Origin of the sequence: Pseudomonas sp. NDM (assembly GCF_003105095.1) — a bacterium.
Classification (GTDB): Bacteria; Pseudomonadota; Gammaproteobacteria; order Pseudomonadales; family Pseudomonadaceae; genus Aquipseudomonas; species Aquipseudomonas moraviensis_A.
Map to the genome: position 1 here is coordinate 36,407 of NZ_QETJ01000019.1, position 20,172 is coordinate 56,578.

14 protein-coding genes are annotated in these 20,172 nt (G+C 61.5%); 4 read left to right on the plus strand and 10 right to left on the minus strand.

The window, feature by feature from the left end:
* The first annotated feature begins 45 nt into the window (after nucleotides 1-45).
* Nucleotides 46-381, plus strand: coding sequence for a BrnA antitoxin family protein (locus DCO47_RS07270; RefSeq protein WP_042609414.1), 336 nt, complete (start codon nucleotides 46-48; stop codon nucleotides 379-381).
* Here the strand turns inward: DCO47_RS07270 and DCO47_RS07275 are convergent.
* The 10 genes from DCO47_RS07275 to DCO47_RS07325 form a co-directional block, all read right to left on the minus strand.
* Nucleotides 378-1,211, minus strand: a complete 834-nt coding sequence (locus DCO47_RS07275) for an arylamine N-acetyltransferase (protein ID WP_116657804.1) — start codon at nucleotides 1,209-1,211, stop codon at nucleotides 378-380. The two genes, DCO47_RS07270 and DCO47_RS07275, sit on opposite strands and share 4 nt — an antisense overlap.
* Nucleotides 1,212-1,312: 101 nt before the next feature.
* A complete protein-coding gene (gene xth, locus DCO47_RS07280) occupies nucleotides 1,313-2,107 on the minus strand; it encodes an exodeoxyribonuclease III (RefSeq protein ID WP_083353173.1) in 795 nt (264 codons plus the stop codon).
* A gap of 84 nt (nucleotides 2,108-2,191) precedes the next feature.
* On the minus strand, nucleotides 2,192-3,634 hold the full coding sequence (locus tag DCO47_RS07285; protein ID WP_042609411.1) for a mechanosensitive ion channel family protein: 1,443 nt from the start codon (nucleotides 3,632-3,634) through the stop codon (nucleotides 2,192-2,194).
* A 227-nt stretch (nucleotides 3,635-3,861) separates the two neighbouring features.
* Nucleotides 3,862-4,728, minus strand: coding sequence for a pirin family protein (locus tag DCO47_RS07290; protein ID WP_116657805.1), 867 nt, complete (start codon nucleotides 4,726-4,728; stop codon nucleotides 3,862-3,864).
* A 155-nt stretch (nucleotides 4,729-4,883) separates the two neighbouring features.
* Complete coding sequence (locus DCO47_RS07295; protein WP_116657806.1) at nucleotides 4,884-8,090, minus strand: transporter substrate-binding domain-containing protein; 3,207 nt, start codon at nucleotides 8,088-8,090, stop codon at nucleotides 4,884-4,886.
* A gap of 9 nt (nucleotides 8,091-8,099) precedes the next feature.
* Nucleotides 8,100-8,732 carry a response regulator transcription factor gene (locus DCO47_RS07300; RefSeq protein ID WP_042609408.1) on the minus strand — a complete coding sequence of 211 codons (633 nt, stop codon included), beginning with the start codon at nucleotides 8,730-8,732 and terminating at the stop codon, nucleotides 8,100-8,102.
* Between the two features lie 128 nt (nucleotides 8,733-8,860).
* The gene (locus DCO47_RS07305) at nucleotides 8,861-9,295 is read right to left on the minus strand and encodes a chemotaxis protein CheY (protein ID WP_116657807.1); all 435 of its coding nucleotides are present in this window, start codon (nucleotides 9,293-9,295) and stop codon (nucleotides 8,861-8,863) included.
* Nucleotides 9,296-9,523: 228 nt separating this feature from the next.
* Nucleotides 9,524-12,223 carry a magnesium-translocating P-type ATPase gene (gene mgtA, locus DCO47_RS07315; RefSeq protein ID WP_116657808.1) on the minus strand — a complete coding sequence of 900 codons (2,700 nt, stop codon included), beginning with the start codon at nucleotides 12,221-12,223 and terminating at the stop codon, nucleotides 9,524-9,526.
* A 558-nt stretch (nucleotides 12,224-12,781) separates the two neighbouring features.
* Nucleotides 12,782-14,119: a lysine N(6)-hydroxylase/L-ornithine N(5)-oxygenase family protein gene (locus tag DCO47_RS07320; RefSeq protein WP_065614999.1), complete on the minus strand. Its 1,338-nt coding sequence runs from the start codon at nucleotides 14,117-14,119 to the stop codon at nucleotides 12,782-12,784.
* Nucleotides 14,120-14,251: 132 nt separating this feature from the next.
* Entirely contained in the window at nucleotides 14,252-14,734 is a 483-nt protein-coding gene (locus tag DCO47_RS07325; protein WP_041478511.1) for a sigma-70 family RNA polymerase sigma factor, read from the minus strand.
* A 280-nt stretch (nucleotides 14,735-15,014) separates the two neighbouring features.
* On the opposite strand from DCO47_RS07325, the gene DCO47_RS07330 reads away from it, so the two are divergent.
* The 3 genes from DCO47_RS07330 to DCO47_RS07340 are packed head-to-tail and all read left to right on the plus strand — an operon-like array spanning nucleotide 15,015 to nucleotide 19,542.
* Nucleotides 15,015-16,178 carry an efflux RND transporter periplasmic adaptor subunit gene (locus tag DCO47_RS07330; RefSeq protein ID WP_064363904.1) on the plus strand — a complete coding sequence of 388 codons (1,164 nt, stop codon included), beginning with the start codon at nucleotides 15,015-15,017 and terminating at the stop codon, nucleotides 16,176-16,178.
* Nucleotides 16,179-18,149: a MacB family efflux pump subunit gene (locus tag DCO47_RS07335; RefSeq protein ID WP_116657809.1), complete on the plus strand. Its 1,971-nt coding sequence runs from the start codon at nucleotides 16,179-16,181 to the stop codon at nucleotides 18,147-18,149.
* 7 nt (nucleotides 18,150-18,156) lie between these two features.
* Nucleotides 18,157-19,542, plus strand: coding sequence for an efflux transporter outer membrane subunit (locus DCO47_RS07340; protein ID WP_116657810.1), 1,386 nt, complete (start codon nucleotides 18,157-18,159; stop codon nucleotides 19,540-19,542).
* Nucleotides 19,543-20,172 lie beyond the last annotated feature (630 nt).

The window sequence follows — 20,172 nt, forward strand, 5'->3', positions numbered from 1 at the left end:
AATCAGTGGGATTTATTAACGACGGGAGTTAAGGAGGCTTGACCGATGAAAGACGAATATGACTTTTCTGCAGGCAAACGCGGCGCAGTAGCGCCGAGCAAGGGCAAGACGCGCATCACCATCATGCTTGATGACGCGGTGATCGAAGCGGCGCGCACCGCCGCAGAAACCGAAGGCTTTGGCTACCAGACTGTGATCAACAATACCCTTCGCCATGCTCTGCTTGATGGCGCACGCCAGCCGGAGCGCGCTGACGATTCAGGTTTGACGGGGCAATTCAAGAAAGGCATCACCGCTACCGATCTCAAGAGTCTCGAGCGAAAGCTCTCGGCAGCCATCGGCGAAATCCGTCGCGTGCTGGAGCCTGACGTGAAGCCCTAGACCGGTACTGGCGCGATTACCCGAGCCAGCGCTTGTCGCACGCCGGGTGATTCAGGCACCTGAAGATCAAACTCATGCCGCAGCAACCCCATCAACTCGTCGACGTCCGCCACTTCGCGCCGCTGACTTTCTGCCCCCATCGGGTGAATGGCAAAACTGCCGTTGTTCAGGGTCTTGCGCCAGCCATCGCCGGTACGCGCGACCATCAGGCGCTGGGCGAAAGGTGATTCTGGATGGGTCGAGACGTACCAGTTGCCGACGGTGTAATCGATGTCTTCCTGGCGTTGCAGATCAAACAGGTACATCGGTCGCCACTCTCCTGCCACCTTGGCGCGCAGCAAGTAGCCATCGGTCTGCTTGTCGATGCGGTAGGGTTCGTGCGCAGTGGATTGCTCATCTTCGCTGTCGAGCAGCAGCGGTGCCGTTGGCACCATGCCGCCGAAGCCGACGTCGGCGATATAGCGAGTGTCGTCGATGGTGACCAGGCTCAAGCGATGCGTGCGCGGCGTCCAACTGCCTTCCGGTTGATTCATCACCACGCGACCGCTGATGCCGCGCGCTTCAAAACCCAGTTCAAGCAGCAGCGCATAGAACAAATGGTTGAGCTCATAACAGTAGCCGCCCCGTCCTCGCCGTAGCACCTTGTCTTCGATAGAGACCAGGTCGATCAACACCGGCACTCCGCTGATGGTTGCCAGATTTTCGAAAACAAACTCAGCGGTATGGCGCAGCTGCAATTGACGCAACGTGTCCAGCGTCGGCGGCGGCGCTGTGTCGAATCCCAGGCGTTGCAAGTACAGATTGGTATCGGTCAGCCGTGGCGCACTCATTGCTCAGTCCTTATGCATGGGGCCGCAGAACACTGCGTGAATGTTGCCCTGTATACGGGATCAAGCACGGCTTGCGACAATTGATTTCGCCAATCGCCCGCTCAGCGCTTTTTCCGCGAGCCAATACGAATCCAGGTCGGTGCATGGTCACTGGCGTGCGGCTCATTGCGCACCCAGGCGTCGACGCCGGCGTCATGCAGATACGGAGCCAATGCCGGGTTGAGCAGCAAGTGATCGATGCGCAGGCCGGAGTTGGTTTGCCAATGATTGCGGAAGTAATCCCAGAAGGTGTAGATGCGTTCTTCGGGATACACGTGGCGCAGGGAATCGGTCCATCCCTGATCCAGCAGCCGCTGGTAGCACTCGCGGCTTTCCGGTTGCAACAAGGCATCCTTGAGCCACGAGCGGGTGTTGTAGATGTCCATGTCGGTGGGCACGACATTGAAGTCACCGGCCAGCACCACCGGATGATCGCTGCTCTGCAAGTCTTTGGCGTAACTGATCAGGCGTTCGAACCAGGCCAGTTTGTAATCGAATTTCGGCCCCGGCTGCGGGTTGCCATTGGGCAGATACAGGCAACCGACCAACACACCATGCACCGCTGCTTCGATATAGCGGCTGTGGGTGTCATCGGGATCGCCGGGCAAACCACGCCGACTTTCCAGCGGCTGCGCATCCCGCGCCAGAATCGCCACGCCATTCCATGATGCCTGGCCCTGCCAGATCGCACCGTAACCGGCCGCTTCCAGTTCTGCGGCGGGAAACGCGCTGTCCACCGATTTCAGTTCTTGCAGACAGGCGATGTCCGGCTGCTCGCGCTCGAGCCATTCCAGCAGATTCGGCAGCCGCGCACGCATGCCGTTGACGTTGAAGGTGGCGATTCGCAGGTTTTTCATCGTCCGCAACTCCTGCCCGGTGGGATTGAAAATTGTGACCCCGCGAGCGCCGCCCAGGTTGCATCGAATGACGCAGAGATAGCCTCAGACGCGATTACGCAACCACTGCAGAAAGCCTCTTTTTGGCGCGACTACGGGCGCTTCCTCGGTCAGCGATTGCGCCTTGTGCAGGCGGAAATCGAGCAATGCCTGCATCGCATCGTGGATGTCGTGGCGCGCGTCCAGGCAGGGTTTCAGGTAGGACTTCTCGATGCGATACAGGGCGCAGAAAGTCTTCGCGGAAAAATCCGCCGGCAGCGCGGTGTCCGAGAGGATCCCGGCCTCGCCGATCACCTCGCCCGGCCCCATGCGTCCGGACTCCAGTGGCGCGCCGTGGCGCTTGAGCGTCACGGAAACCACGCCGGATTCAATGATGAACAAATGATCGCTGACCTCCCCGCCCGCCAGAATCGTTTCGCCGGCGCGGAAGGTTTGCAGGGTCATGTTCTGGCTGAAGGTGTCTTTCTCTTCTTCGCGCAGGGTCGAGAAGATCGGCGAGCTTTCCAGCAGCGCCCGTGGCCGCGACAAATGCGGCGCGGCGCTGGTTTCGGTGCTCGACAGCAGATTGACCCCGGACGCCTGCAAGTGTCGGTAAGCGAGATCGAACAGCTGATTGCGCACCACGCGCTTCTCGCCCATCGAGGCGACAAACCCGCTGATCTCGTATTCCGCGCCGCCGCTGGCAGAGCTTTTCAGCGCCACGCTGGGCGCGGGTGTGTCGAGCAACTGGCGGCAGCCCTGCATCGCTCGCTCCAGCGCCTCGATCACCGAGCTGGGCCGGGCATGGGGGCTGACAGGCACGCTGACCGAAACACCGAACATGTTGCTTGGGCGACTGAAGTTGATGATCTTGGCTTTGGCCGCCAGCGAGTTGGGAATCACTGCCATGCTGCCCTGGCTGGTCTGTAAACGCGTGGCGCGCCAGTCGATGTCGGTGACGCGGCCCTCGGTGCCGTCGATCGAGATCCAGTCGTCGAGTTGATAGGGCTTGGTGGTGTTGAGGACGATTCCGGAGAACACGTCGCTCAACGTGCTCTGCAAGGCCAGACCGACAATGATCGCCAACGCGCCGGAGGTCGCCAGCACGCCTTTGACCGGCAGATCGAGCACGTAAGCCAGTGCCGCGATGATCGCGATGAGAAAAATTACCGCGCCGAGCAAGTCCTGCAACAGCCGGCCGGTGTGGCCGACCCGTTGCATCATCACCGCACCGATCAACACCGTCAGGGTGCGCGCGCCGAACAGCCACCAACCGATCTGCAACCCGGTCGCCGCCAGATGCAACGGCACGTTGTCGGCCCACGGCGCCGGCTCCATCGGATTGAGGCCTTCGTTGAACAGAACAATGCTGAACAGGGCGAAAATCAGCACCCGCACCAGCAGTTTCCATTCGCTGCCGCGAGAGCTGATCAGCCGCCACAGGCCCAGATCGAGCAGGATCAGGATCAATGCGCAAAACAACGGATGTTCGGTCAGCAGAGACAGCATCAAACAACTCCGACAAAGGCCAATCGCGAGAAGATCGCACAGATTGGCTCAGTGTAGGAGCAATTGATTTCGGCGAATGACCAGCGTCTCGAAAACGCTGAAAAACCTGTGGGAGCGAGCCTGCTCGCGAAGGCGTTCTGTCAGTCACTACCCCTTAGACTGAATCAGAGCATTCGCGAGCAGGCTCGCTCCCACAGGGGCGTTTCAGTTGCCAGTAAAGCTCAGCGTCAGGCCTGCATCTGGCCAAAGCGCCCGGACTGGAAGTCGGCAAAGGCCTGGTGGATTTCCTGCTCGGTGTTCATCACGAACGGGCCATGGCCGACGATCGGTTCGTCGATCGGCTCGCCGCTGAGCAGCAATACCACAGCGTCTTCGCTGGCTTGCAGGGTGAGTCGATCACCGTCGCGTTCGAACAGCGCCAACTGCCCCACTGCCACCGATTCCGCGCCGTTGACCTGCACCGAGCCCTTCAACACCACCAGCGCGGTGTTGCGTCCTTCGTGCAAATCAAGCGTCAGCAACTTGCCAGCATTGAGGCGCAGATCCCAGACGTCGATGGGCGTGAACGTCCGCGACGGGCCGGTGTGCCCGGCGAATTCACCGGCGATCAGACGCAGGCTGCCGGCGTCGTCCTTGAGCGCGATGTTCGGAATATCCCGATCGAGAATGGTCTGGTAACCCGGCGCGGCCATTTTGTCCTTGGCCGGCAGGTTGACCCACAGCTGGACCATTTCCAGCTTGCCGCCGGTTCTGGCGAAGTTCTCCGAATGAAACTCTTCATGGAGAATGCCGGACGCTGCGGTCATCCACTGTACGTCACCCGGGCCGATGGTGCCGCCACTGCCAGTGGAGTCGCGGTGCTGCACTTCACCGTCATAAACGATGGTCACGGTTTCGAAACCACGGTGCGGGTGCTGGCCGACGCCACGCTGTTCTGTGGTCGGGGTGAATTCGGCGGGTCCGGCGTGATCGAGCAACAGAAACGGGCTGATGTGCTTGCCCAGGTTGTCGTAGGAAAACAGCGTGCGCACCGGGAAACCATCGCCGACCCAATGGCCGCGCGGGCTGGTGTAGATGCCGATGATGTTTTTCATGGGGTCTCCAATGTGTCATTGCATTGGATTCAGCCTAAAGGCATATCGAATATTCGACTAGAGGGTGCAAATCGGCCTGAGTGTTCCATAGACAGAACAATGGCCCGGTAGCGCCTTTCGCGAGCAGGCTTGCTCCTACAGGAGGCGGCATGGGCTCAGAGACAGCGCGCGAGGCTGTGCATGGCTTCGCGCAACCTGTCGATGGCGTGGCTGATGACCCCGTTGTCCCTGTCTCGGCAAGCCGTTTCCAGCTCAACACACGCCGCAACAACCCGCGCAGCCCCGACCATCTGCGCCCCGCCCCTGATGCGATGGGCCAACTCGCGCAAGTCTTCGCGGTCGCTCGCCTGCAATTGATCCAGAGCCTGGAGATCATCGCGCAGGCTGTTGCCGACTTCCTTGCGCAAGCGTTCGATCAACGAGTGGTCGGCACCGGCCATCTGTTCCAGGGCACTCAGATCAATCTCGACAGGCTCGGCGGCCGGCAGGTGAGCCTCGTGCGGCTCGCAAGAGTGGGCGCCGCTCAGGGCTTGCGCCAGATCATGCAAGCGAATCGGTTTGAACAGGCAGCCGTCCATGCCGGCATCCAGACAGCGCAGACGCTCTTCGATCTGCGCGTTGGCGGTAAAACCGAGAATCAGGCAACGCCTGCGTCCGGTGGCGGCTTCTTCGTCGCGAATCGCCTGCGCCAGCTCATAGCCATTGCGTCGCGGCATGTTGCAGTCGGTGATTAGCACATCGAAGGCCTGGGTTCGCCAGCGATCCAACCCCTGTTCACCATCACCGACGTCTACCGTGCTATGCCCGAGTTCGCTCAGTTGCCAGCACATCAGCAAGCGGTTGACCGGGTGATCGTCCACCACCAGCACGTTCAATACACAGGTGGCGGCCGCCGCGTCGGGGGTTGCCGCGGTGGTCGCCATCGCGGTCAGCAGTGGCAACTGCAGGTTGATTTCCACGCGTGTGCCTTGCCCGGGATCGCTGTCCAGACGCAACGTGCCGCCCATCATTTCGCAAAGGTTGCGACTGATCACCAGCCCCAGACCGGACCCGCTGCGCGCCGCTTGTGGACTATTGCCTGCTTGAACGAAGGGATTGAACAGGCGCTTTTGATCGGCGGCACTGATACCGATGCCGCTGTCTTGGATAAGCACTCGCACATTCACCTGCTCGTCCAATATCGCACCGATCTGCAGTTGAAGGCTGACCTCGCCGGCCTCGGTGAACTTGATCGCATTGCTCAGCAGATTCGACAGCACCTGCTTGAAGCGTGTCGGATCGATCAGCACGTCCATGTCGGCGCGCGGATCGAGTTCGATGCGCCACAACAAACGCTTCTGCCGCGCCAGCCCCTCGAACACCCGGCACACCGATGAAACGGTCTCGCGCAGATTGGCCCGCTCGGGGGCGAGGGACAAATGCCCCGACTCGATGCGGGCGATATCGAGAATATCGCCGATCAACGCCAACAGTTGCTGGCCGGCATTCGAGGCCACTTGAATCGCCAAGCGGTCAGTTACGCCCTCCTCCGCACGCTTGAGGGCCAGTTCGAGCATGCCGATCAACGCGTTCATGGGTGTGCGGATCTCATGGCTCATGGTCGCCAGAAAGGTGCTCTTGGCCCGATTGGCCTCGTCTGCGACATCCTTGGCCTGTTGCAGCTGCAGCAACCACTGTTGACGCTGGTGAATCTGCCGACGCTGCCAGCCGATCCAGAGCATTGCCAGCAGGAGCAAGGCCGCTGCGCCGGCGAAACCCAGCAGAATCTCCTGACGGTGGCGCAGCCAGTAGCTGTCTTCGACCACCACATCGTGGCTCCAGCGCTCGACCAGTTCATCCATCTGCTGCGGCGCGATGCTCAGCAACGCCTTGTTCAGAATCGAATGCAGCAACGCCGATTGCGGCGCCGTGGCCAAAGCGATGCGCGCCGGCTGGTCGCCAACGGTGCCGGTGATCCGCAGGCGGTCGCGGTACTGCCGGGCGATCAGAAAACGCGCCACCAGTAATGAGCTCACCGTCACATCGACCTGTCCTCTGGCAATCAGCGCCATGCCTTCGGCGGGGCTCTTGACCTCGACCAGACGCAGACCGGGCACGCGTTGCAGCAGGTAATCGCGCAATGGGTGGCCGCGATAGATGGCCAGGCGTTTGCCCGCCAGCGCCTCCAGCGGCAGTGGATGCGGCCCATGCGCAGCGCTGACCAGCACGAACGGATTGTTCAGATAGGCGCGGGTGAATTGCAGCTGCGCTTCACGCTCGGTGCTGGGCGTCACCACTGGCAATACATCGAGCTCACCGGCCTGGAGTTGTTCGAACTGATCGTTCAGTGAAGCGCCGCGCACGATCTCGAAATTCAGCCCGCTGCGCTGCGCAATCAGGCTCAATAACTGCGCCGACAATCCGCTGAAACGCCCGTCGGCACCGAAAAACGCCAGGGGCGCAAAGTCCTCGACAGCGCCCACCCGCACCGTCGGATGCTGTTCCAGCCACTGCTGCTCGGCGGCGCTGAGCTGCACCCGGGACTGTTCGGCCATTTCGGCGAGGCCGACACTCCAGCGCTGTTCGATCAGATGCCGGCGCTCCATGGGCACGGCCTGCAATGCCTTGTCGACGAGGCGCTTGAGCACCACGTCGCTGCGCAACAACGCAAAAGCGAAGGGGTTGGCGTCAAGCCCCGACGGCCCGGCCAATTGCAGGTCGTTGCGGTAATTGTTGTTGATCAGGTAGTTGGCACTGATGAAGTCGCCCAGATAGGCATCGTCGGCACCGAAAGCGACCGCGCCGAGTGCATCCATTGCCGAGGCATAAAGTTGCACCTGCGCGTCGGGGTAGAACGCCTGAACAGCGGCCAGTGGCAGGTAATCTTCGACCAGGGCGATGCGTTTGGCCGCCAGATCGGCAGGCAGTTTTTCGTCGTGGCGGGTGACCAGCATCGGCTGATCTTCAGCGTAGGGGCGCGAAAGGATAAAAGCCGGGTCAGCCACTTCAAAACTGTTCGATGTGCCCAGCAGATCGATCTCGCCGCGCTTGAGTGCGGCCATGACCGCAGGACGATCGGAGAAGCGCTGCACCTGGAGTTCGACGCCGAGCAGTTGCGCCACGAGATCGGCGTAATCGGCGGTGAGCCCTTCAAGCTCGTGCCGATTGCGGGTGATCTCGAACGGCGGATAGTCCCGCCCCGAAATGCCCATGCGCAACAGCGGATGCTCACGCAGCCACTGGCGTTCCCGCTCGTCGAGGCGAACCTGGACGTTGCCCGGTTCGGGGCGGGCCAGCACCTCCAGTATCTGCGGCGGTGCACCGGCGCAGACCGACGTCACCAGCCCCAGCCACAGCCATAGAATCCGCAGTCCCTGCGTCATGTCGGACACTCAGATCAAGTGATTGCGCTTGGCAAATTCGCGCAGGAGCACCAGTGACCCCAGACAGAGTTTCGCCATCATGCGGGTTTTATAGGTGCTGACGGTCTTGTGGCTCAAGTGCATTTCCTGAGCAATGGCCTTGTTCGGCTTGCCCAGCGCCAATTGCACGAAAATACATAACTCTCGATCGGACAGTTGATCGATCATCTCCTTTTCAGTGCGTTGCACAGCGTTGTACAGACCGCTGGTATTAGGCAACGCGGAGAAATAGGTGTGGCCGGACATCAGTGCCTTGATGGCTTCGTGCAGCAGGGTCAACTGATTGCTCTTGGTCACGTAGCCCATCGCCCCGGCACGCAAACAGCGCTCTTGATAATGCGTGGGCTCATGCATGCTGAACACCAGGACCCGGCAGCGCGCCGTCGGCGCCTTGATCTGGATGCGCGTGAGCACTTCCAGCCCGTCCATGGAGCCCAGCCCCAGATCGAGCACCACCAGTTGCGGATCATGCTCGCGGATCAACGGCACGACTTCATTGCCGTTGGACGCTTCATGAATCTGGGTGAAACCTTGAGCCTGCAGGACGATTCGGATAGCCGCGCGCACTACGGGGTGATCATCAACGATCAGCGCTGACTTCATTGGCACTCCTGCACAATCGTAAAAGACACCGCACCAGCCCGTTTCGGAGTTGGTGGCTGCGCCGGCACTGTTACATGGATGGACAAGCGAATCACCTGTCAAGTCTGACAGTTGTGCAGTCTGGATTTTTATGCATTGGCATGGCGCAACAACCAGTGTGTGTCAGGTGCTTGCCGGCGTTCGCCGGCGGCTTCGACCCTTGCCATCACCTGCCCGACGAGCTGTGAATTGGGCAGTGGCGCCGGGCTGATCTGCACGTTTTCCTGAGCGAAGCCTGCCAGTGCCTGCAACGGTGCTGACTGTTCGTTGTAGATCAGAGCGTGGCGAACCTGTGGGTTATCGAGCAGAAAGCCCAGCAGGTCCAGGGAGCCTGCCGCCAGTTCTGCATTGATCACCAGTACATCGAACGGCTCGCAGCCGTAGTCGACCAGAGTCAACAATTCGCCGAGATTCTGCACCGGGGCCACGCGGTAGTAGCCGAGCTCATTGAACAGGCGCTCGATTTTCATTCGATGAAAATGCTGCGGGTCGGCGATCAGGATGCGCAACGCTTTGTTGCTCATGGTCATTCTCCCGGTGAGGTTTGGGGAGGGCAAGACTACGCAAGCGCCGAGGCTAGCTCTGTAGGACTTTTCCTAAAAATCCGGCCATTCATCCGGGCATCCCCGCACTGACGGACGCACCGGTACTCCTGTAGGAGTGAGCCTGCTCGCGATGGCGGTGTGTCAGTCAACTTCAATGTCACTGCAATACCGCTATCGCGAGCAGGCTCACTCCTATAGGGGGCAGCATTACTGCCAGCCGAACCGACGGATGTAGAAGCCCTTCACCGCCTGGGTCAGCGCCATGTACGCCAGCAGGATCAGCGGCAGAAACAGGAAATACAGCGGCGGCAGCGCCTGCAATTTGAAGTAGTGCGCCAGCGGCCCCATCGGCAGGAAAACTCCCACCGCCATGATGATCGCGGTCATGACCATCAACGGCATGGCTGCACGGCTTTGCAGGAACGCAATCTTCGGCGTGCGGATCATGTGCACGATCAGCGTCTGGGTCAGCAACCCGACCACGAACCAGCCGGACTGGAACAGCGTCTGGTGATCCGCGGTGTTGGCATCGAACACGTACCACATCAAGGCGAACGTGGTGATGTCGAAAATCGAACTGATCGGGCCGAAGAACAGCATGAAGCGCCCGACATCCCCCGGTTGCCAGCGTTGCGGTTGTTTCAGCATCTCCTCATCGACGTTGTCGAAGGGAATGGCGATCTGCGAAATGTCGTAGAGCAGATTCTGCACCAGCAGGTGCATCGGCAGCATCGGCAGGAACGGGATGAACGCACTGGCGACCAGCACCGAGAACACATTGCCGAAGTTGGAACTGGCGGTCATCTTGATGTACTTGAGCATGTTGGCGAAGGTGCGCCGCCCTTCGAGCACGCCCTCCTCCAGCACCATCAGGCTTTTTTCCAACAGAATGATGTCCGCCGCTTCCTTGGCGATGTCTACCGCGCTGTCGACGGAAATGCCGATATCGGCGGTGCGCAGCGCCGGCGCGTCGTTGATGCCGTCGCCCATGAACCCGACCACATGGCCATTGCCCTTGAGCACACGGACGATGCGCTCCTTGTGCGACGGCGTCAGTCTGGCGAAGACGTTGGTGCTCTCGACCGCCACGGCCAGTTCGGCATCGCTCATGCGCTCGAGGTCGTTGCCCAGCAGCAACCCCTGTTGGGCGAGGCCGACCTCGCGGCAGATCTTCGCCGTGACCAGTTCGTTGTCGCCGGTCAGCACCTTCACCGCTACGCCATGCTCGGCCAAGGCCTTGAGCGCCGGTGCGGTGCTGTCCTTCGGTGGATCGAGGAACGCCACGTAACCGATCAGGGTCAGTTCATTTTCATCAGCCAGGCTGTAAGTGTCGCGACCTTCGGACATCGAGCGGGCGGCCACGGCCACCACGCGCAAGCCTTCAGCGTTGAATGCTGCGGTGACCTGACGAATCCGGGTCAGCAATTCATCGCTCAAGGCTTCATCGACTTCGCCATGACGCACGCGACTGCACACCGCCAGCACTTCCTCGACCGCGCCTTTGCAGATCAGCTGATGTGGCTGATCGCGGCCCTCCACGACGACCGACATACGCCGGCGATTGAAGTCGAACGGGATCTCGTCGACCTTGCGAAACGCCGTGCCGACTTTCAGTTCACGGTGGATTTCCACGTGTTCCAACACCGCTACATCCAGCAGGTTTTTCAGGCCGGTCTGGTAGTAGCTGTTGAGGTAGGCCAGTTCCAGCACTTCGTCGCTGTCTTCGCCCCAGACGTCGACGTTGCGCGCGAGAAAGATCTTGTCCTGAGTCAGCGTGCCGGTCTTGTCGGTACACAGCACGTCCATGGCGCCGAAGTTCTGGATCGCATCAAGGCGTTTGACGATGACCTTTTTGCGCGACAGAAACACGGCGCCTTTGGCCAGGGTCGAGGTGACGATCATCGGCAGCATTTCCGGGGTCAGGCCGACGGCAATCGACAGCGCGAACAGCAGCGCTTCGGTCCAGTCGCCCTTGGTGAAACCGTTGATGAACAGCACCAGCGGCGCCATGACGAACATGAAGCGGATCAGCAGCCAGCTGACCTTGTTGACGCCCTGCTGGAACGAGGTCACCGCCCGGTCCGTCGCGCCGACCCGTTGTGCCAGCGCGCCGAAATAGGTGCTGTTGCCGGTGGTGAGAATCAGCGCAACAGCACTGCCGGAGACGACGTTGGTGCCCATGAACAGAAGGTTGTCCAGCTCCAGCGGATTGCGCGTGTCGCGATTCCCCTGATGAATGAATTTCTCCACCGGCATCGATTCGCCGGTCATCGCAGCCTGACTGACGAACAGGTCCTTGGCGCTGAGCACGCGGCAATCGGCGGGAATCATGTCACCGGCCGACAGTACGATGAGATCGCCGGGCACCAGTTGCCTGATCGGCACTTCCCGGCGTGGGCCATCCCGGCGCAGCACCGTGGCGGTGTTGCTGACCATGGCTTTGAGCGCATCGGCGGCCTGATTGGATTTGCTCTCCTGCCAGAAGCGCAGCAGCGTCGACAGCACCACCATGGAGAAAATCACCACGGCAGCCTTGAGGTCTTCGGTCAGCCAGGAGATCACCGCGAGCAAGGTCAGCAGCAGGTTGAACGGGTTTTTGTAGCAGTGCCACAGATGGGTCCACCACGGCAGCGGTTGCTCGTGTTCGACCTCATTGAGGCCATGTCGCGCGCGCAGTGCATCGGCTTCGACATCGGTGAGGCCCTCGCCGTGGGTGCCCAGTGACGACAGCAACGCAGCGCTGTCCTCATGGGCGGCGGCAACCAGCTTACTGGCGAGCGTCGGCGGCACTTCACGGCTGACCGTGGTGTCGTTGATCGAGTCCAGCAGCGCCAGACGACGAAAGTGTCGGGCGATATGGCGGCTGCGCAGAAAGCCTGCGAAAAATTCCTTGAGCTTCAGTTTCATGGCTGTGTCCCCTGTGGTCAGCCGGGAAACCGTCGAGCAGGTACCGCCACGCCTCGGCACCGGGAAAAACCGGCACGGCAAGGCGTGGCGCGCCGGTCGGCAATGACAGGCGTGTCGATAGGCGGCGATGACGACTGAGGTCGTCAGCACGCTTGGTTCAGTGTCGATGAGAGGGACGTCGAGACATGACCCAGGACTGGCCATGCACGGGATGCCGCTGCTCGCTGTTACGGCGAGACAACGGCAGGGAAAGACTGCGCGTTATCTTGCCGAGAATCTGCCGGTGATCGAGACCGGCCGACAACTGTCACTCGAACAAGTACCCACTGTGGGTCTCCGCAATTGATGAAAACGCGCGCAGCTTACGCCCGCAGCGAAATGGCTGGAAGAGGTGTTGGCGGGGAATGTGGCGGGTGTTCAGGAAGGGTTCAGGATTCAGCTTTGCGGTGCTGGCAAAGGCTCCTTCGCGAGCAGGCTCACTCCTACATTTGTCCTGCGTACACAGATCCTTGTAGGAGCGAGCCTGCTCGCGAAGGCGGTATGTCAGGCAATGCAGACTCAGCTGGCAGTCGCCAACAGCAACTCCGCCACCGAGCGACTATGCCCGCGCTGTTTGCCATGCTCATACAGCGAGCCGGCGATTTCGTCGGCGCGGATCGGCAGCACCGACAGCAGCGTATCGCTCAGGCCATGGCTGGCCTGGCAGAAGCCCTGCATATAAATGCCAGCCTTGCAGCGCTCGTCGGTGATCAGTTTGTAATTGCGATCGACTTCGAATTCGCCGAGGTACTCCTCCAGCGGCGCGAGCAATTTGCGGTGCATCTGCCGCTCGTAACCGGTGGCGAGCACCACGGCGTCATAAATGCGCACCGTGACCTCGCCTGTGGCGTTGTTGCGCACCGCCAGTTCGATGCCGTTTGCCGTGGCAGTGGCGCTCTCGACGGTGGTCAGGGTGCGGAAGGCATGGCGGGCAATCCCGGAAACCTTCTGCCGGTAGAAGATGCCGTAGATGCGTTCGATCAGGTCGATGTCGACCACCGAATAGTTGGTGTTGTGGTACTCGTTGACCAGCCGTTCGCGCTCGACGCTGTTCTGCTGGAACACCAGGTCGGTGAACTCCGGCGAAAACACTTCGTTGACGAACGGGCTGTCGTCCGCAGGCTTCAAGGCCGAGCCGCGCAGGATCATGTCGACCTGCACCGAAGGGAACGAATCATTGAGGTCAATGAAGGCTTCCGCCGCGCTCTGCCCGCCACCGATGATCGCGATGCTCATCGGTTGATTGCTCACACAGGGCTGGCGGGCCATTTGCGACAGGTATTGCGAATGGTGGAACACCCGGTGATCGCCCTTGAGCGCCTTGAATGCCTCCGGAATACGCGGTGTGCCGCCGGCGCTGACCACCACCGAACGCGTGGTGCGCACGAACTGCTGGCCGTCGCTGCCGCGGGAAATCACGCGCAAGGCTTCCACCTGCTGGTTATGCAGGACCGGTTCGATGAACTGCACTTCTTCACCGTAACGGCTCTGCTCGGTGAACTGCCCGGCGACCCAGCGCAGGTAGTCGTTGTACTCCATGCGGCATGGATAGAAGGTGCCGAGGTTGATGAAATCGACCAGCCGTCCGTGGTGCTTGAGGTAATTGACGAAGGAATACGGGCTGGTGGGATTGCGCAGGGTCACCAGGTCCTTGAGGAAGGAAATCTGCAATTCGCTCTGCGTCGACAATGTATTGCCGTGCCAGCTGTAATTGGCCTGCTTGTCGAGGAACAGCACATCCAGTTCGCCCTGGGTCGTACCGCGTTCCTGCAAGGCGATGGCCAGTGCCAGGTTCGAAGGGCCGAAACCGACGCCGATCAGGTCGTGAACGATGGGCGATGCATTTGCCTGTGTCATTTCCAGTGTCCTCTGGATGAACCCCTCAACGCGGGGAAAAAAGCCTGGGTGGCCTGACCGGCCTGAATCAGGTCAGCAGGTCGTCTGTTGAGTAGGAACGAGGACGATGAGAGGAAATTTAACCGGCGCGGATCACTGGCCATCCCATTGCTGGATGCGCAAGCGGCAATGCTTCATGGCGTTGACGATGTGTTTTTCCACCAGCGCCCGGGAGATGCCGAGGGTCTGGGCGATTTCCGGGTGGGACAGGCCTTCGATCTTGCGCAGCAGAAAACTGTCGCGACACAGCGGCGGCAATTCGGCCAGCGCGCGCTGGAGCATTTCCAGACGCTGACCATGATCGAGGGTGCCATGAGGCGAGGGAGTGAAATAGCGCTCTTCGTTATCCAGCACGTCCAGCGATTCAACCTGGCGCAGCGCGTTGCGGCGGTGATCGTCGATAACCAGGTTCAGCGCGGTGCGATAAAGGAAGGCCCGCGGTTGTTCGATCGGCACTTCGCTGGAGCGCTCCAGCACGCGTACATAGGCGTCATGCACCACATCCTCGGCGACCTGACGGTTGCCCAGTCTGGCGTTGAGGAAACACACCAGCTCACGATAGTAGTTTTCCAACATGACTCCCGACCGCATCGATGCCGTTTCTGTCCTTGAGCGCACTGATCCGGCCTGCGGATAACGCAGTAGCAAGATAGTGGCAACTTGAAGTGCGTAATTTATAGTAATTCTCATATAGATTTAAAGAGCTGATTCCATATACCGGACAAATAGTGGTAGTCCGGCGCGCGGCAACGCGATGTGTCCGCGGCTAAATTCCATGGCCCATGCCTCGTTTACAGGACAGCCCCTGTGTCCGTCGTGCCTTGCGACGGGCCGCAACCACTGGCCGGAACCCTGCATGAATCGTCCCCGCCCCGCCCGACGCGCGCTGTTCGCCGCCCTCTGTCTGATTCCCGTGATCGCCGTTGCTGCCTGGCAGGTTTTGCCGCCCGGTCGCGACGCCGTTGCCACCGTGCAGGTCAGCCGGGGCGATATCGAAAACAGCGTGACGGCGCTCGGTACCTTGCAACCGCGCCGCTACGTGGATGTCGGCGCGCAGGCCTCGGGGCAAATTCAGAAGATTCACGTCGAGGCCGGCGACGCGGTCAAGGAAGGCCAACTGCTGGTGGAAATCGACCCCTCAACGCAGAAAGCCAAGCTCGATGCCGGACGCTTCTCCATCGAAAATCTCAAGGCGCAGCTGCAGGAGCAACGTGCCCAGCACGATCTGGCGCAGCAGAAATACCAGCGCCAGCAGAAACTGGCCGCCGGTGGCGCCACCCGCGAGGAAGACGTGCAGACCGCCCGCGCCGAGGTGCGTGCGACCCAGGCGCGCATCGACATGTTCCAGGCACAGATCCGTCAGGCTCAGGCCAGCCTGCGCAGCGACGAGGCGGAGCTCGGCTACACGCGCATCTACGCACCGATGAGCGGAACCGTCGTGGCCATTGGTGCGCGCGAAGGCCAGACCCTCAACGCCCAGCAACAGACCCCGCTGATCCTGCGCATCGCCAGGCTTTCACCGATGACGGTCTGGGCCGAGGTTTCGGAGGCCGACATCGGCCATGTCAAACCGGGCATGACCGCCTATTTCACTACTCTCAGCGGCGGCAACCGACGCTGGAGCAGCACCGTGCGGCAGATCCTGCCGGTGCCGCCGCGCCCGCTCGAACAGAATCAGGGCGGCAGTCCCACCAGTGGCCGCAGCGGCAGCGAACGCGTGGTTCTGTATACCGTGCTGCTCGACGTCGATAATGCCGATCACAGCCTGATGACCGACATGACCGCCCAGGTGTTCTTCGTCGCGCAACAGGCGCAGGACACCCTGACCGTGCCGAGCGCCGCCCTGCAACCGGGCTCGCGTCCACAGTGGCAACGGGCGCAGATCGTCGCCGCCAACGGTGATATTCAGGCGCGGGAAGTGCGCACCGGCATCAGCGATCGCCTGCGCACCCAAGTCCTGGAAGGTCTGGCCGAGGGCGAACATATTCTCAGCGCGCCGGCCAGCGGTCATGGGGGCTGAATGCACACGCGTCTGATCGACCTGCGGCAGATCCGCAAAGCCTACGGCGGTGATGACAGCCCGCTGGTGGAAGTGCTGCGCGGGATCGATCTGTCGATCCACGCCGGCGAATTCGTCGCCATTGTCGGCGCCTCCGGTTCGGGCAAGTCGACGCTGATGAACATCCTCGGTTGCCTTGACCGGCCTACCAGCGGCGAATATCGCTTCGCCGGGGAAAATGTCGCTCAGCTGGACAGCGATGAACTGGCCTGGCTGCGCCGCGAAGCATTCGGATTTGTCTTTCAGGGCTATCACCTGATCCCCTCCGGCTCGGCGCAGGAAAACGTCGAGATGCCGGCCATCTACGCCGGCACCCCGGCCGCCGAGCGGCATGCCCGCGCCTTTGCGCTACTGGAACGTCTTGGCCTCGGCAGTCGCACCGGCAACCGTCCGCATCAGCTTTCCGGCGGTCAGCAACAGCGGGTGTCGATTGCCCGTGCGCTGATGAACGGCGGCCACATCATCCTCGCCGACGAGCCGACCGGCGCTCTCGACAGCCACAGCGGCGCCGAGGTCATGACCCTGCTCGACGAGCTCGCCGATCAGGGTCACGTCGTCATCCTCATCACCCACGACCGCGAAGTGGCGCAACGGGCCAAGCGCATCATCGAAATCCGCGACGGTCTGATCATCAGTGACAGCGCCGGGCATGCGTCCACGCCCTCTTCGGCCAATCCCGGCGCGCTGCAAGCGGTCGACCTGCGCCAGCGCCTGAGCAGTGGCAGCAGCCAGACCGGAGCCTGGAAAGGTGAACTGGTCGACGCCGTGCAAGCCGCGTGGCGAGTGATGTGGATCAACCGTTTTCGCACGGCGCTGACACTGCTGGGCATCGTTATTGGTGTGGCCTCAGTGGTAGTGATGCTCGCCGTTGGCGAAGGCAGCAAGCGCCAGGTCATGGCGCAAATGGGTGCGTTCGGCTCCAACATCATTTACCTCAGCGGCTCGGCACCGAACCCGCGCACGCCCGAGGGCATCATCACCCTCGACGACGTCGCCGAACTGTCCGCCCTGCCCCAGGTGGAGCGGATCATGCCGGTCAACGGCTCGACCGCCGGCGTGCGGTTTGGCAATGCCGACCACAGCAGTTACGTCGGCGGCAATGACACCAATTTCCCGGTGATTTTCAATTGGCCGGTGATCCAGGGCAGCTATTTCACCCAGGCCGATGAAGACAGCGCCGCCGCTGTCGCGGTGATCGGCACCAAGGTCCGCGACAAGTTGCTCAAGGATGTCGCCAACCCGATCGGTCAATACATCCTCATCGAAAATGTGCCGTTCCAGATCCTCGGCGTGCTCGCGGAAAAAGGCGCCAGCTCTGGCGACTCGGATAGTGACAACCGCATCGCCGTGCCCTATTCGGCGGCGAGCATGCGCCTGTTCGGCAGTCGCAATCCGCAATACGTGGTGATCGCCGCCAAGGATGCGCGCAAGGTCAAGGACGCCGAACAGGCGATCGAGCAGGCGATGCTGCGGCGGCACCACGGCAAGAAGGATTTCGAGCTGACCAACAATGCCGCCATGATCCAGGCCGAGGCGCGCACGCAAGGCACGCTGTCGCTGATGCTGGGTGCGATTGCGGCGATTTCCCTGCTGGTCGGCGGCATCGGCGTGATGAACATCATGCTCATGACCGTGCGCGAACGTACGCGGGAGATCGGTATTCGCATGGCCACTGGCGCACGCCAGCGCGACATCCTGCGCCAGTTCCTCACTGAAGCGGTGATGCTGTCGGTGGTCGGCGGTATTGCCGGGATCGGCCTGGCGCTGCTGGTCGGCGGCGTGTTGTTGCTCAGCGGTGTGTCGGTTGCCTTTCAAGCGCTGGCGGTGATCGGCGCGTTTGCCTGTGCGCTGGTCACCGGTGTCATTTTCGGCTTCATGCCGGCCCGCAAAGCTGCCCGGCTCGACCCGGTCACGGCCCTCACCAGTGAATGATCGACCTATGAAAGTGCGACTGACGTTTCTCGCCGCCAGCCTGTTGCTGGCGGCCTGCAGCAGCCCGGCGCCGCGCCTCGACAGCGGCGTGCAGCCACCAAGCGCGTGGCAGTCCGCCGACAGCCACGGCGCGTTGCAAAGCAATCGGCAATGGTGGACGCAGTTCGGCAGCCCTGAACTGGAGCGGCTGGTGGAACAGGCGCGGCTGGGCAGCTACGACCTCGCCGCCGCGATGGCGCGGGTCCGACAGGCCCAGGCCAGCGCAACCATTGCCGGCGCTCCGCTGCTGCCGGAACTCAAGGCCGGATTGAATGCCAACCGGCAGAAACTGATCCACGGCAAGGGCTACAGCCAACTGGATGTCAGCCCGGAAAATCGTTCGCTGGATTATTACGATGCCGAGCTCAGCGCCAGTTACGAGATCGATTTCTGGGGCGCCAATCGTGCCGCGCGCGACAGTGCCGTGTTCGCTGTGCAGGCCAGCGAGTTCGACCGCGCCACCGTCGAACTGACCTTGCTCAGCGGCGTCGCCAACAGCTACACCCAGGCCCTCGCCTTGCGTGAGCAGGCGCGCATTGCCGAACTCAATCTGAAAAATGCGCAGAACGTGCTGCATCTGGTGCAGACTCGTTTCGACGCCGGCAGCGCCACCGCGCTGGAACTGGCCCAGCAGAAAAGTCTGGTGGCCGAACAACAACGTCGCCTGCCGCTGGTGCAACAACAGGCCCGCGAAGCATTGATCAGCCTCGCCGCCCTGCTCGGCCAGCCGGTGCAGGCGTTGCGGTTGCCCGAGCAATCCTTCGCCCAATTGCACTGGCCGGACATCGCCAGTGGCGTGCCGAGCGACTTGCTGAGCCGCCGCCCGGACATTGCCAGCGCTGAAGCCAGACTGGCAGCGGCGCAGGCTGATGTCACTGTTGCCCGCGCCGCGATGCTGCCGAAAATCACCCTCAAGGCGAGCCTCGGCAGCGGCGCCGATCTGGCCGCCGACCTGCTGCGCACGACGTTCTACAACCTGTCGTCAGGACTCACCGCGCCAATCTTCAACAACGGCCGCCTCAGCGCCGAACGCGACAAGGCCAAGGCCCGCCAGGACGAACTGCTGGAGTCCTATCGCGGGGCGATCATCAACGGTTTCGCCGACGTCGAAAAAGCCCTCAGCAGCATCCGCGGCCTCGACGAACAGCGGCAATGGCAAAGCGAAGAACTGACCCAGGCACAAACCGCCTTTGACATCGCCCAGAGCCGCTACCAGGCCGGCGCCGAAGACCTGCTCACCGTCCTGCAAACCCAGCGCACGCTGTATGCCGCGCAGGATCTGAACGTGCAACTGCGCCAGTCGCGGCTGCAGGCGAGCATTGCGCTGTACAAAGCGTTGGGGGGTGGCTGGTAGGAGCTGACGAGTGCAACGAGGCTGCGATCTTTTGATCTTGATCCTTAAATGCAAGAGCAAAAGATCGCAGCCTTCGGCAGCTCCTACACGGATATCGTGTCCACCGTGTGCAAATCCAGGGCACGCTGAATGCGGTGCTTGCGCTGTACAACGCGCTGGGGGGGGGCTGGGAAGAGATCTGAGAGCGACGCGGCGACTGGACTGACGCCTTCGCGAGCAGGCTCGCTCCCACAGGGATCTGTCAGTCCGGCCAAAATACTCGCCCCGCCAAATACCTCCTGTAGGAGTGAGCCTGCTCGCGAAGAGGTCGTGTCAGGCAATGATGCATTGGATGACACACCGCATTTGCGGGCAGGCTCTCAAAGTGGGTATTGGGCATTTTGAGATAGCTATCGCGAGCAGGCTCACTCCTACAAGAGCAAGAGCAAGAGCAAAAGATCGCAGCCTTCGGCAGCTCCTACAGTCTCCGCGTTCACCTCTAGGTCGAGTGTCAGCTCGCCTGCGGCTTTTGATCTTGATCCTCCAGCGACGTCGGAAGGCTGAGCGGAGGGATTGATCCGGGCGTGGGAGCGTAGCGACCGTCTGGCGCAGCCAGACACAGCGGAAGGAGGTGCAGCGAAGCAAACCGGA